Here is a 12879-nt window from a genome sequence, read left to right as displayed (position 1 = left end):
TGCTTTCGAATCAGGAAGCCTTGCCCTCCCCCGGCTCCTCGAAGGCCGGCTCGCCGGTGTGCATCTGCTCGTGCACCACCTGCTCGTCGACCCGCGGGTCGAGCGCTGCGGCCAGCGGCGAGTTGGCCGCCGGCATGGCGATGTGATGCAGCGGCGCATCCTCGACCTGGTGCAGGTTGGTGACCGCCTTGGGCCTGATGCGCCACACCAGCACTACCGCGAAGAACACCACGAAGGCATAGAGCATCTGGCTGCCGAACAGCTTCATCAGCACCCCGGCGGCCAACGGCCCAATGCAAGCGCCGACACCGTAGGTGACCAGCAGCATGGCGGTCAGCGACACGCGCCGCTCGCTTTCGACGTGGTCGTTGGAGAAGGCCACGGCCAGCGGGTAGAGGCTGAACTGCAGGGCCGAGACGACGAAACCGGCGGCGAACAACAGCTGCATCGGCACCTGCGGCAACAGCGCCAGGGGCAAGGCCATCACCGCCACGCCGATAGCGGCGCAGCGGATCAGCAAGGCCCGGTCATAGCGGTCCGAGAGCCATCCCAGCGGCCACTGCACCACCAGGCCGCCGAAGATGCACGAGCCCATGAACAGGCCGATCTGCTCGGTGCTCAGGCCCTGCTGCGCGGCGTACAGAGGTGCCAGGCCGTAGAAGGAGCCCAGCATCAGGCCCGAACCGAGCACCGTGCTCAGGGATTGCGGCACCCGGCTGAGAAAGAAGCGCGGTTCCATGGGCGCCGGGCGCATGGGCGCCGGGTGAATGCGCCGGGTCAGGGCCACGGGCACCAGGCACAGGGCAAAGCACAGCGCCACCAGCATCAGCAGCTCCGGACCCAGGCCCGGGTGCATGACCAGGATCAGCTGGCCCAGTACCAGGCCCAGATAGGAGGCGATCATGTAACCGCTGAACACCTTGCCGCGCTGGCTGACTTCGGCCTGCTCGTTGAGCCAGCTTTCGATGACCATGTACTGGCACATCATGCCCAGGCCAACGATCATGCGCAGGATGATCCAGGCCGGCAGGAAGTTGACCAGGCCATGCCCGAGCACCGCCGCCCCGACGATGCCGGCGCAGGTGGCGTAGGCGCGGATGTGCCCGACCCGGGCGATCAGGCGGTGGCCGATCTTGCCGCCCAGCGCCAGGCCGAAGTAGTTGGCCGCCATCAGGGCGCCCACCCACAGGCTGTCGACATGGTCGGCATCCAGGCGCAGCGCCAGGTAGGTACTGAGCAGGCCGGAGCCGATCAGCATCATCAGCGACGCGAAGTAGAGGGCGCGAAAGTTTTTCCAGATCTGGCGCATCGGCGTTCCGAGCGGCTCCTTGTCGTGTACGGCGTGTGGGGTAGCGTGGCAAACGCATCAGAGCGACCGGAACGCCTTGCCTTTAAGCCTGTGAGCCTAGGACCCGGCGTTCCCAAGGGGTGATTTCGTCCATGAAACTGGTGAGTTCCAGGGTCTTGGACGCAATGTAGCCTTCGACGAATTCGGCCCCGAACAGTTCCTTGGCCAGATCGCTGCGTTTGAGACGCTCGAGGGCAGCATGCAGGGTACAGGGCAGCGACAAATTATCCGGCACGACAAACTCGCCCTGGATCGGCGCGGTTGGCTCCAACTGCTGCTCGATGCCGTACAGACCGGCCGCCAGGCTGGCAGCAATCGCCAGATAGGGGTTGGCGTCGGCGCCCGGCAGACGATTCTCCACCCGCCGCGCCACTGGGGCGCTGGCCGGGATGCGCAGGCCAGCGGCGCGGTTGTCGTGGGACCAGCAGGCATTGTTCGGCGAGGCGAAGGGATGGCAAAGGCGGTGGTAGGAATTGACGTTCGGCGCGAACAGCGCCGTGAAGTCGGCCATGCCGGCCTGCTGGCCACCGATGAAGTGGCGAAACATTGCGGTCGGCTCGCCGTCGGCGTCGCTGAACACATTGCGCCCACTGCCCTGCTCCACCACGCTCTGATGGATGTGCATGGAGCTGCCGGCGGTCCTGGCCAAAGGTTTGGCCATGCACACCACGTTGACGCCGTGCTTGAGCCCGACCTCCTTGAGCAGGTGCTTGAACAGGAACGTCTGGTCGGCCAGCAGCAGCGGGTCGCCATGCAGCAGGTTGATCTCGAACTGGCTGACGCCCATCTCGTGCATGAAGGTGTCGCGTGGCAGGCCCAACGCCGCCATGCAGCGGTAGACCTCGTTGAAAAATGGCCGCAGGCCATTGTTCGAGCTGATGCTGAACGCCGAATGGCCCTCCTCGCGCCGGCCATCCAGGCCCAGCGGCGGCTGGAATGGCAGGGCCGGGTCGCCATTGGCGGCAAAGACGAAGAACTCGAGCTCGGTGGCGACCACTGGCGCCAGGCCGCGCGCGGCGTAGCGCGCGATGACCGACTTGAGCTGGCCGCGGGTGGACAGTGGCGAGGGGCGGCCGTCCAGCTCGTCGGCATCGCAGATGGCCAGCGCCCGCGGCGGCTCGCTCCAGGGCAGGCGGTGGATCTGGGTCGGCTCGGCCACCAGGGCCAGGTCGCCATCGTCGCTGCCGTAGAAGCGCGCCGGCGGGTAGCCGCCCATGATGCACTGCAGCAGCACGCCGCGCGCCAGCTGCAGGCGGCGGCCCTCAAGAAAGCCTTCGGCAGTCATCACCTTGCCGCGCGGCACGCCGTTGAGGTCGGGGGTGACGCATTCGATTTCATCAATGTCCATCAGCCATTCGTGGAGCGAAGGCTGGCTTGCGGTCGTCATGACTCTGTCCTTTTGGGTGATCTGGCCGCGCGGCGGCGAGGCCAGATACAGTCGCACCCGCCGCACAGCAGATCAAGCGCCGGACGCGGCTCGCCTGGGGTGTCAGCGGGTCGCGATGAGGAACAGCCGGGGAAACGGCAGCAGCACCTTGCCGTCGCTGGAAGCCGGATACGCTTGAGTCATGGCCTCTAGATAGGCTTGCAGGAAACCGGCCTGCTCCTGTTCGTCGAGCACCGCCAGGTAGGGCCGCAGCGCCGAACCCTTGAACCACTCCACCACGGCCTGGGGCCCGCCGCTCAAGGGGTGGAAATAGGTGGTACGCCAGACGTCGACATGGCTGCAGTGCTCGGCCAGCAGCTCATAGTAGTGCCAGGCCGAATGCCGCGGCGGATGGCGCACGCTGCCGGTCTTCGCGGCCCAGGGGCCTTGTGCGGCGATCTCCCGGGCCTTGCTGTGGGCCGGCTCTTCGAGGTTGTCCGGAGTCTGCACGGCGAGGCTGCCGCCGGGTTTGAGGAAACTCACCAGCCGCGGGTACAGCTGGTCGTGGTCGGGCACCCATTGCAGCGAGGCGTTGGCAAGGATCACGTCGTACGGCTCCGATGGCGCCCAGCGGGCGATATCGGCCAGCGCGAAGGGGATGTCGGGCAGTCGCTCGCGGGCGGCCTTGACCATGTCGTCGGAGCTGTCCAGGCCGGTCACCAAGGCCCCGGGATAGCGAGCCGCAAGCACCTCGGTGGAGTTGCCCGGGCCGCAGCCCAGGTCCACCGCATTACTGATGCGCTGCTGTCCCAGCGCCGCGACGAGGTCGCGGACCGGGCGAGTGCGTTCGTTTTCGAAGGTGCTGTATTGCTGGGCAGACCAGGTCATGGGAGTGCTCCGTTGCATGGCAGAGGGCGTCAATGAGAACCCAACCACATCTACCTTGCAAGGCCACTCAGACCGCAGCGGCCGCAACGCGCGGTTGCTGGCCGCGCACCGCAAGGATCACCACCACCATGCCCAGCGCGCAGACCCCGGCGGTAACCATGAAGGCCACGTTGTAGCCGCCCCCGAACTGCACCAGCAGGCCGGTCAGCGACGGCGCGAGGATGCCGGCCAGGTTGGCCAGCAAATGCACGAAGCCGCCGGTGCCACCGACGCGATTGCGCGGCACGATATCCTGGATCAGCGACCAGCAGATCTGCGGGGTGACGAACAGGAACACGCTGGACACGGTGATGCAGGTCACGGCCAGGCTCAGGGTCGAGACCTTGGTGGTCAGCAGCACGCAGCTGGCAGCCACACCCAGGCCGATCACCAGCATGATCTTGCGCGCCGCAATCACGCTGCCCAGCTTCTTGCCCAGCGCGTCGGTGGCAATACCGCCGCCGAGAAAGCCTACGGCGGCACCCAGCCAAGGGATCACGCCGACGATGCTCATGCTCTTCACGTCCAGATGCTGGAAGTCCATCAGGTAGCTGGGCAACCAGGTCAGGAAGAAATACAGCGCATAGTTGAAGCAGAAGAACGCCGTGGCCACGGCCAGCACCGGCACCGAGAAGATGCAGCTGGCCAGGCTGCGCTGTTGCTCGACACCCTCGATCACTGGTTCCGCGCGGCTGCGCTCGATCATCTCGCGTTCGGCGGCGCCGACCTTGGGGTGTTGCGCCGGGGTGTCCTTGAACATCAGCAACCAGGCGCACAGCCAGGTTGCCCCGAGCAGGGCGATCACCACGAAGGAGATGCGCCAGCCGAAATTCAACGCCACCAGCCCGACGATCGGCCCCGCCAGCGCCGCTCCCAGCGGCTGCCCGCAGTTGGTCAGGCCCAGCGCTCGGCCGGCTTCCTCGCGGGGAAACCAGTTGGTGATAGCCTTATTGGTGGTGGTGCCCATGGGCCCCTCGCCCATGCCGAACAGCACGCGGAACACCAGCAGTTGCACATAGCCGCTGATCAAGGCGGTCAGGCCGCAGAAAATCGACCACGTGCCCGCCGCCCAGGCAAACACGCGCTTGGGCCCGTACCTGTCGGCCGCCCAGCCGCCGATGAAGCACAAGGCGCAGTAACCGATGAAGAAGCTGCTGAAAATGAAACCCATCTGGGCGTCGTCGATGTGCAGCTCACCCTTGAGCATCGGCGCCACCACGGAAAGCGCGGCGCGGTCCAGGTAATTGAGCATGCCGGCAAAAAACAGCAGCGCGGCGATCCTCCAACGGTATTTGCCTATCATTTTTTTATGGCCTTTATTTTTGATGGGTAAAGGTGTGCGGGTGCGGCGGTTCAGTCGATCAGGGCGCGGTCCAGGCAGTAGCGGGCAATGACCGCTTCATCCGGGGTGAAACCCAGGCCCGGCACGGCGGCCAGCTGCAGCTGCGGCTGGAAGTCCAGGGCCGGAAAGAGCAAACGCTCGAATTCGATAAAGGGCACTTCGACCGCCACGCTTGCGGGCAGCAAGGTGCACAGGTGGGCCACCGCCAGCAGGCCCGGGCCGAAATAGAAGCAGTGCGGCACCACCTTGACCTGGTACTCGTGCGCCAGGCGGAATACCTCGAGCATGGCGCCGATGCCGCCGATCTTGGCCACGCTGGGTTGCGCCACGTCGATGGCGTGCTGCTCGAACAAGGCGCGCAGGCCGTTGACGCCGGCGGCGTTTTCCCCGGCGGACAGCGGTACACCGTGGCGCCGCACGCTGGCCAGGCCGTGGGCATCGTCCGGCGGCCAGACCGGCTCTTCGAGCCAGGTCAGCTCCAGCTCGCGCAACTGGTCGGCCATTTGCCCGGCCTGCTCCACGGTCCAGGGGCAGTTGACGTCGACCATCAGCTCGCCTTCGCTGCTGGGCAAGGCCCGGCGCGCAGCGGCAATGGCTTCGTAGCGGGTTTCGTGCAGCTTGATCTTGCGAAAGCCTCGGGCCCTGGCCCGGCTGACCTGGCGGAACACTTCGTCAGGATCGCCGCCGTAGCTGACCAGGCTGGCGTACAGCTCCAGCGTGCGCGGGCTGGCGCCCAGATAGTCGTACAGCGGTTTGCCAGCCGCCTGCGCGGCCAGGTCCCAGAGGGCGATGTCGATCCCCGACAGCGCATACAGCACCGGGCCAGTACTGCCGAAACCATGCAAGGCACGGCGGGCCACTTCCAGGGTGCGCAGGTGATCGCCGACCGCGCTGCCGATGAACAGTGGCGCGACCATGTCGGTGAGCGCCTTGAAGGTCGCCGGGTTGGCGCCATGCCCAAACGCCTCGCCCCAGCCGACGTGACCGTCGTCGGTGCTGACCTTGAGCATCAGGCTTTCCATGCGGCGATGGCGTGGCGAGGCGGCGTTGAACGCGTCGTCATCCTGGACCGCGCCGACACTCTTGCGCTCGGCCGTACCGGCGCTGAAGGGAATGCCGATGCGGATGATTTCGATACTGCGAATGATCACGGGCAGCTCTCTCTGGCGTGCGACAATTTGCCGCCGAAACATTTGTTATACGTTATCGTACAACGAATGAATACTCTAGAGGTTTGCTCGGTGGAGGTGGCAAAACGGCCATGCGGCCTGTCGGGGGCCACCTGGATGACCGCTAACTTGGGAGGGGGCAGAGCCCCCGAGAGGCTGCAAGGCCGGTTCGATCCCTAACCCTTTGCGTCCACCCTCCTCGCGGCCAACAGGCACAGCATCTCCATGGCCAGGCTCGCGGCGGCCAGCGAGGTGATCTCGGCATGGTCATAGGCCGGCGCCACCTCCACCACATCCATGCCCACCAGATTGATGCCGCGCAGCCCGCCGAGGATTTCCAGGGCCTGCACGGTACTCAGGCCGCCGCACACCGGGGTGCCGGTGCCAGGGGCGAAGGCCGGGTCGAGGCAGTCGATGTCGAACGTCAGGTAAACCGGGTGCTCGCCCACCCGGCTGCGGATCGCCTCGACGATGGCCTCGACGCCGCTGCGGTGCACCTGGCGGGCGTCCAGCACCGCAAAGCCCAGGGTGTCGTCGTTGGTGGTGCGCAGGCCGATCTGCACCGAGCGTTGCGGGTCGACCAGGCCCTCGCGGGCGGCGTGGTAGAACATGGTGCCATGGTCGATACGCTGGCCGTCCTCGTCGGGCCAGGTGTCGCTGTGCGCGTCGAAATGGATCAGCGACAGCGGTCCGTGGCGCCGCGCGTGGGCCTTGAGCAGTGGGTAGGTGATGAAGTGGTCGCCGCCGAAGGTGAGCATCGCGCAACCGGCCCGGAGAATGTGCTCGGCGTGGCGCTCGATGCTGGCCGGCACCGACTCCGGACGGCCGTGATCGAAGCTGCAGTCGCCGTAGTCGATCACCGCCAGGTGGTCGAACGGGTCGAACGGCCACGGCCAGTGCCGCGCCCAGGCCGACTGCACCGAAGCGTTGCGGATACCGCGCGGGCCGAAGCGCGCACCCGGACGGTTGCTGGTGGCGGTGTCGAAGGGCACGCCGCTGACCACTACGTCGACCCCGGTCAGGTCGCGGCTGTAGCGCCGGCGCATGAAGCTGGTGATACCGCTGTAGGTACTTTCCGCCGCCGTGCCGTAGAGGCTGGTGCGGGTCAGCGCCTGATCGTTGTCCATGGCTTGTTCCATGAGGCGTGCTCCTTTATTGGCGGCTGCGAAAGGTGGTCCACAGGCGGGTGCGCTGGCGCATGGCCTCCAGGCTCATGCTCTGGTCGGCGTACAGCCGCGCGCGCACTTCGGCGCCGGGGTAGATGTCCGGGTCGTTGCGCACCGCCTCGTCCACCAGGGGCGTGGCCTGCGGGTTGGCGTTGGCGAAGAACAGGCTGTTGGTCAGGTCGGCCACCGACTCGGGGCGCAGCATGAAGGCGATGAAGGCCTTGGCCGCCTGCGGGTGCGGCGCATCCTTGGGAATGGCCAGGTTGTCCTGCCAGATCAGCGTGCCTTCGCGGGGGATGCGGTACGCCACCTGATACGGCTTGCCGGCCTTGCGCGCCTGGTCTGCGGCGGTGGCGGCGTCGCCGTTGTAGGTCAATGCCAGGCAGGTGGCGCCATTGGCCAGGTCGCTGATCTGCCGGCCGTTGGCCACGTAGGCCACCGAGGGCTGCAGTTTGTGCAGCAGGGCGGCTGCGGCGTCAAGGTCGGCCTTGTCATGGCTGTAGGGATCCTTGCCGAGGTAATGCAGGGCCAGGCCGATCACCTCCTGGGGCGAATCGATCAACGAGATTCCACAGTCGGCGAGCTGGCTCGCGTACTCAGGCTTGAACAACAGATCGAGGCTGTCCAGCGCCACCCCCGGCAGGCGTTTTTGCACCGCCTCCACGTTCAACCCCAGTCCCAGCGTGCCCCAGGTGTAGGGCACGGCGTGAAGGTTGCCGGGGTCCACGGCGGCCAGCTTGTCGAGCAGGTCAGGATCCAGCTCGGCATAGCCCGGCATGCCCTGCTGGCCGGTGGCTTGCAGGGCCCCGGCCTTGAGCAGGCGGGTCAGCAGGCTGGCGGACGGCACGACCACGTCGTAGCCGCTTGCGGCGGTAAGCAGCTTGGTTTCCAGCACCTCGGGGGTGTCGAAGGTGTCGTAGCGCACCTTGTAGCCGGTCTGCTGCTCGAACCGTTGCAAGGTCTGCGGGGTGACGTAATCGGCCCAGCTGTACAGATTGACCACCTTGTCTTCGGCGTGAAGGGGCAAGGCGATGGCGAATGACAACGGTAGCAACCATGAGCGCATGACGATGATCTCGCGAAAAGAACGTGCAAGGAGCATGACGCGCCGTTTAAATTGGAAAAATATCAAGTTCGCCAAGCTGACATTCATCCGGAGCAATGTTTGATGCTGGGTCAATTGCACGATGTCGATCTGCAACAGCTGCGGCTGTTCGTCAGCGTGGTCGAAGCCGGCGGCTTCAGCGCCGCCCAGGGTGTGCTCGGGCTCAGCCAGCCGACCATCAGCCAGCAGATGGCGCGCCTGGAAACCCGCCTTGGCTACCGGGTGTGCAGCCGCGGCAAGGCCGGATTCGGGCTGACCGCCAAGGGTGAACAGCTGCTGCTGGCGACCCGCACCCTGTTCGCCTCCATCGAGCAGTTTCGCCAGCAGTCCAACGGCGTGGCCGGGCGCCTGCTCGGGGAGGTGCGCCTGGGCTTTTCCGAGGCGCTGGACCCTGCGGTGCTGCAGCGCCTGGGCCGGGCCATCGAACGCTTCCGGCGGCGCGACCAGTCGGTGCGTATCGAGCTGTCGAGCACCATGCCCGCCGACATGGAGCGTCTGCTGCTGGAGCAGCGGCTGGACCTGGCCATCGGCTATTTTTCCCTGAACCAGGTCGCGTTCGACTACCGCGCGCTGTTCTCCGAGGTCCAGCAGCTGTATTGCGCCCCGGGCCATCCGCTGTTCGAGGCCCGTGGCGACCTGAGTGAGTTGCTGCTGCAGGCCGATCGTGTCGAGCACCCCTACCGCTTCCTGCAGAACCGCGAGGCGCAGGGCATCGTCTTGAGCTCGGCGCGTTCGGAGCAGGTCGATGGCACCCTGGCGTTCATTCTGTCCGGCCAGCACATCGGCTACCTGCCCCGGCACATCGCCGAGCCCTGGGTGGCCCGAGGCCTGCTGCGCCACATCGGTGGCCAGACGGCAGTGTTCGAAGTGCCCTTCTACCTCGCCGGGCGCCGAGGCCAGGCGGCCAGCGAGGCGCAGCGGGCGTTCGAAGAAGACCTGCTCGCGGTGTTCGCTTGACCCTCCACTTCACTGATAAGGACTTTCCATGCCCCAGGTTTTGCGCTTCGAACAAGTCGATGTGTTTGCCGAACGCGCCTGCCAGGGCAATGCCCTGGCGGTGGTGCTCGCCGCCGACGGGCTCAGCACGGCGCAGATGCAGGCTTTCGCGGCCTGGACGCAGCTCAGCGAAACCACCTTCCTGCTGGCGCCGACGCTGCCCGGTGCGCATTACCGGGTGCGCATCTTCACACCACTGCGCGAACTGCCGTTTGCCGGCCACCCGACCTTGGGCAGTTGCCAGGTATGGCTGCAGCATTACCCCCAGTGCAGCGCCGAGGAAATCGTCCAGGAATGCGCCGCGGGTGCCATCCGCATCCGTCGCCAAGGCAGCGGATTGGCCTTTGCCGCGCCGCCCCTGGTGCGCAGTGGTGAGGTCGACCCGCAGACCTTGGCCACAGTGCGCCAGGGCCTGGGCCTGAGCGCCGCGCAGGTTCAGGCCAGCGCCTGGGTCGACAACGGCCCGGGCTGGCTCGGGGTGCTGCTGGGCTCGCGGGACGAGGTGCTGGCCATCCGCCCGGATTATCTGGCCCTCGGCGGTCTCAACGTCGGCGTGATCGCGCCCTGGCCCGGCGGCGAGGCGGATGTCGAGGTGCGCGCCCTCATGGGCGAGGAGCGCTGCGAGGACCCGGTCACCGGCAGCCTGAATGCCAGCCTGGCGCAATGGCTGATCGCTTGCGGGCGGCTGCCGACGCGGTATACAGCCAGCCAGGGAACACTGCTGGGTCGCCGCGGACGGGTACAGCTTGAACGTACGGGCGAGGAGGTGTGGGTGGGGGGCCAGGTGCAGGGCGTGATCAGCGGAAGCGTCAGTCTTTAGGGCTACCCGGAAAGCTGGCGCTTGCGACTCTTCTTGACCTACCCCGCAAGCTGGCGCTTGCGACTCTTTTTGACCTACCCCGAAAGCTGGCGCTTTCGACTCTTTTTGACCTACCCCGCAAGCTGGCGCTTGCGACTCTTTTTGACCTACCCCGAAAGCTGGCGCTTTCGATATTGCGCCACCTTATGCCTGTTTCCGCACAGGCCCATGCTGCACCAGCGGCGTTTGTGCGACTTGGTGCGGTCGTAGAACATCAATGAACAGTCGGCGCTCTCGCAGTGGCGCACGAGGCTGAAATCGCCCTCGGCCAACAGTTCGGCGCCGTGATAGGCCAGCTGGACCAGCGCGCGACTGGCCGGATCGAGGGCGCCGAAGCGATCCAGCTGCGGCGCGGCGCCCTGCTCCCAAACCAGCCGTGGCACGGCCCGGGCCAGAAAGTGGTCGAGCCCGCGGGTATCCGCCGAGTTTCCGTCCAGTCGTGCCTGGACCAGTGTCTCGAGGCAATCGCGCAGCAGGTGCAGCTCGCTCAGCCAATCGCCATCCACGCCCTGCTGCAATAGAGCGCCATCTGCCAGGCCCGCCTGCTCGAACCAGGCTGTAGCGGCGTGCACGTCGGTCAGCAGATCGCGGCGCTGGCCTTCGACCATCATCCGTGTATTGAGCAAGTCGAGCACAGGATGGTCGGCCAGCAGCAGGGGTGCCGGCAGAACCTGGGCGGAGTGAGGGGTGGGCATGGCGGCTCCGGATTTCACACAAGAGAGGACAACGACATAATTGTAACCTATAAAAAAGATTTGACCAGTTACAAAAAAGGCGCACACTGAAGCCTGTAACCCCTATTAACCATTTATACAGTTACAGGTGAACCCGCCATGAGTCAGTCAGTCCCTGCTGCCACCGCCTGCAAATACATCCAAGCCGACGGCGTGCGCGTCTTCTACCGCGAAGCGGGCGCCGCTGATTCGCCCGTCATGCTGCTGCTGCACGGCTACCCGAGTTCTTCGCATCAATATCGCCATTTGATCCCGCTGCTGGCCGAGCACTACCGGGTCATCGCTCCGGACCTGCCGGGTTTCGGGTTTACCGAAGTGCCCGCCGAGCGCAACTACCAGTACAGCTTCGACAACCTGGCACTGACCCTCGGCGCGTTCGTCGAGGCGCTGGGGCTGACCCGCTATGCCCTCTATGTGTTCGACTATGGCGCGCCGACCGGCCTGCGCCTGGCCCTGGCCCAGCCGCAGCGGGTCAGCGGGCTGGTGTCGCAGAATGGCAATGCCTACCTGGAAGGCCTGGGCGACGCCTGGGACCCGATCCGCCGCTACTGGGCCGAACCGACCCAGGCCAACCGGCAGGTGATCCACGACGCGGTGCTGAACCTGGAAGGCACTCGCTGGCAATACCTGGAAGGGGTCAGCGACCCGCGGGCGGTGGAACCCGAGGGCTATTACCTGGACGCGCTGCTGATGGAGCGTCCCGGCAACAAGGAGATCCAGGCCGACCTGTTCCTCGATTACCAAAACAATCTGAAGCTGTACCCGGCGTTTCAGCAGTTCTTTCGCGACACTCGGCTACCGACCCTGGTCATCTGGGGCAAACATGACCCTTTCTTCATTCCACCGGGGGCCGAAGCCTACGCGGGTGACAATCCACAGGCCGTAGTGGAACTGCTGGAAACAGGGCATTTCGCGCTGGAAACCCATGTGGGCTATATAGCGCAGCGAATCAGAGAGGTGCTGGGCGACTTGAATTAGTCGCGAGCGATGGCAGAGATGGTGTCCCCGGCAGGAATCGAACCTGCATCTGAGCCTTAGGAGGGCCCCGTTCTATCCGTTGAACTACAAGGACATCTATACGCGTGGTTTGCAGCTAAAACCTTGATCCACAAAGGTTAAAGGCCGTTTACGGACAAACGGCGCCTGCAAAACTATCACTACCCGGCGCGGCTTGCAAACGGCAATGCTGAAGTGAACTGTCAGGAGTGATGGCACGAACCGGTGGTAGTGGGCGCAGCCCCCGAGCTGCCGCCAGGCCGGTTCGATCTTCATCAGTAAAAGCTCAAGGCTGGGCTCCTGCGAATCGAGCGCGGATGAAGGGTGGCGCAAGCGCTCGAGTTTCTTCTACACAGGGCGGCGGCACCCTCTTAGGCGGCGCTTTGCCGGACCCAGACAGGGCCATCATGCAAATTGCAATGGGCCGGACCACCCGCATTGCAGAATGCACGTACGACCCCCTCTGAAAACTACCTAACACATTGATTTGCATGGAAAATTTTATTCATGCAAATTGGCACGAGGTCTGCTCTAGTTATCTCCATGAATGATGGCCCGCCCTGCTGCGAACCTTTCGGAGATTTCCATGAACAGCGCCCTGTACCTCCTCAATGCGGTAGCTCTCACGGCACTGGTTTCATTCCATTACTCTTCCGACCATCGCGACCCCGCAGAAATTCACGTGCAGGCTTCACAATCCGTTCATCACCCTGTTGCACAGTTGGCAGTGATGCACGCCCAGGCCGGCCAAGGCAGCTTCAGCCAGGCCGAGGACGTGCTGGACACGCAGAGCCCGGCGCCAACCTTTGAGGCCCGTGCCGAGCAGGGCCCAACCCAGCCGCACACCGAACGCTACACGTTCTAAGGTACC

Annotated in this window: 12 protein-coding genes and 1 tRNA gene; 4 read left to right on the top strand and 9 right to left on the bottom strand. The window is 65.3% G+C overall.

Going from position 1 to position 12879, the window contains the following annotated elements; genetic code table 11:
* Nucleotides 1–10 precede the first annotated feature (10 nt).
* The 7 genes from SFA35_RS07920 to SFA35_RS07890 all read right to left on the bottom strand — a co-directional run bounded on the left by SFA35_RS07920 (nt 11) and on the right by SFA35_RS07890 (nt 8384).
* Complete coding sequence (locus SFA35_RS07920) at nt 11–1309, bottom strand: MFS transporter (protein WP_320576952.1); 1299 nt, start codon at nt 1307–1309, stop codon at nt 11–13.
* A gap of 82 nt (nt 1310–1391) precedes the next feature.
* Entirely contained in the window at nt 1392–2633 is a 1242-nt protein-coding gene (locus SFA35_RS07915; protein WP_320578905.1) for a glutamine synthetase family protein, read from the bottom strand.
* Nucleotides 2634–2837: 204 nt separating this feature from the next.
* Complete coding sequence (tam, locus tag SFA35_RS07910; protein ID WP_320576950.1) at nt 2838–3602, bottom strand: trans-aconitate 2-methyltransferase; 765 nt, start codon at nt 3600–3602, stop codon at nt 2838–2840.
* 67 nt (nt 3603–3669) lie between these two features.
* Entirely contained in the window at nt 3670–4944 is a 1275-nt protein-coding gene (locus SFA35_RS07905) for an MFS transporter (RefSeq protein WP_320576949.1), read from the bottom strand.
* Between the two features lie 50 nt (nt 4945–4994).
* Nucleotides 4995–6134, bottom strand: a complete 1140-nt coding sequence (locus SFA35_RS07900) for a mandelate racemase/muconate lactonizing enzyme family protein (RefSeq protein ID WP_320576947.1) — start codon at nt 6132–6134, stop codon at nt 4995–4997.
* A gap of 194 nt (nt 6135–6328) precedes the next feature.
* The gene (gene speB, locus SFA35_RS07895) at nt 6329–7291 is read right to left on the bottom strand and encodes an agmatinase (protein WP_320576945.1); all 963 of its coding nucleotides are present in this window, start codon (nt 7289–7291) and stop codon (nt 6329–6331) included.
* 13 nt (nt 7292–7304) lie between these two features.
* Complete coding sequence (locus SFA35_RS07890) at nt 7305–8384, bottom strand: extracellular solute-binding protein (protein WP_320578902.1); 1080 nt, start codon at nt 8382–8384, stop codon at nt 7305–7307.
* 102 nt (nt 8385–8486) lie between these two features.
* Here SFA35_RS07890 and SFA35_RS07885 point away from each other — a divergent pair, with 102 nt between their 5' ends.
* Entirely contained in the window at nt 8487–9380 is an 894-nt protein-coding gene (locus SFA35_RS07885; protein ID WP_320576944.1) for a LysR family transcriptional regulator, read from the top strand.
* A 28-nt stretch (nt 9381–9408) separates the two neighbouring features.
* A complete protein-coding gene (locus SFA35_RS07880; RefSeq protein ID WP_320576943.1) occupies nt 9409–10239 on the top strand; it encodes a PhzF family phenazine biosynthesis protein in 831 nt (276 codons plus the stop codon).
* Nucleotides 10240–10385: 146 nt separating this feature from the next.
* Here the strand turns inward: SFA35_RS07880 and SFA35_RS07875 are convergent, their stop codons facing one another.
* The gene (locus SFA35_RS07875) at nt 10386–10973 is read right to left on the bottom strand and encodes a CGNR zinc finger domain-containing protein (protein WP_320576941.1); all 588 of its coding nucleotides are present in this window, start codon (nt 10971–10973) and stop codon (nt 10386–10388) included.
* A gap of 138 nt (nt 10974–11111) precedes the next feature.
* On the opposite strand from SFA35_RS07875, the gene SFA35_RS07870 reads away from it, so the two are divergent.
* Nucleotides 11112–11990: an alpha/beta hydrolase gene (locus SFA35_RS07870; protein WP_320576939.1), complete on the top strand. Its 879-nt coding sequence runs from the start codon at nt 11112–11114 to the stop codon at nt 11988–11990.
* A gap of 19 nt (nt 11991–12009) precedes the next feature.
* Here the strand turns inward: SFA35_RS07870 and SFA35_RS07865 are convergent.
* Nucleotides 12010–12084, bottom strand: a tRNA-Arg gene (locus SFA35_RS07865).
* A 510-nt stretch (nt 12085–12594) separates the two neighbouring features.
* Between SFA35_RS07865 and SFA35_RS07860 the strand changes: the two genes are divergently transcribed.
* Entirely contained in the window at nt 12595–12873 is a 279-nt protein-coding gene (locus SFA35_RS07860) for a hypothetical protein (RefSeq protein ID WP_320576936.1), read from the top strand.
* Nucleotides 12874–12879: the final 6 nt, after the last annotated feature.

The organism is Pseudomonas sp. HR96 (genome assembly GCF_034059295.1).
Lineage (GTDB): Bacteria > Pseudomonadota > Gammaproteobacteria > Pseudomonadales > Pseudomonadaceae > Aquipseudomonas.
Note: the sequence above shows the minus strand (reverse complement) of the source record. Positions and strands in the feature narration are given on the sequence as shown.

Coding starts and splice junctions, on each gene's coding strand:
- SFA35_RS07890 (WP_320578902.1), bottom strand. CDS start 8,384: ATGCGCTCATGGTTGCTACCGTTGTCATTCGCCATCGCCTTGCCCCTT.
- speB (WP_320576945.1), bottom strand. CDS start 7,291: ATGGAACAAGCCATGGACAACGATCAGGCGCTGACCCGCACCAGCCTC.
- SFA35_RS07880 (WP_320576943.1), top strand. CDS start 9,409: ATGCCCCAGGTTTTGCGCTTCGAACAAGTCGATGTGTTTGCCGAACGC.
- SFA35_RS07870 (WP_320576939.1), top strand. CDS start 11,112: ATGAGTCAGTCAGTCCCTGCTGCCACCGCCTGCAAATACATCCAAGCC.
- SFA35_RS07905 (WP_320576949.1), bottom strand. CDS start 4,944: ATGATAGGCAAATACCGTTGGAGGATCGCCGCGCTGCTGTTTTTTGCC.
- SFA35_RS07920 (WP_320576952.1), bottom strand. CDS start 1,309: ATGCGCCAGATCTGGAAAAACTTTCGCGCCCTCTACTTCGCGTCGCTG.
- SFA35_RS07915 (WP_320578905.1), bottom strand. CDS start 2,633: ATGACTGCCGAAGGCTTTCTTGAGGGCCGCCGCCTGCAGCTGGCGCGC.
- SFA35_RS07860 (WP_320576936.1), top strand. CDS start 12,595: ATGAACAGCGCCCTGTACCTCCTCAATGCGGTAGCTCTCACGGCACTG.
- tam (WP_320576950.1), bottom strand. CDS start 3,602: ATGACCTGGTCTGCCCAGCAATACAGCACCTTCGAAAACGAACGCACT.
- SFA35_RS07875 (WP_320576941.1), bottom strand. CDS start 10,973: ATGCCCACCCCTCACTCCGCCCAGGTTCTGCCGGCACCCCTGCTGCTG.
- SFA35_RS07885 (WP_320576944.1), top strand. CDS start 8,487: ATGCTGGGTCAATTGCACGATGTCGATCTGCAACAGCTGCGGCTGTTC.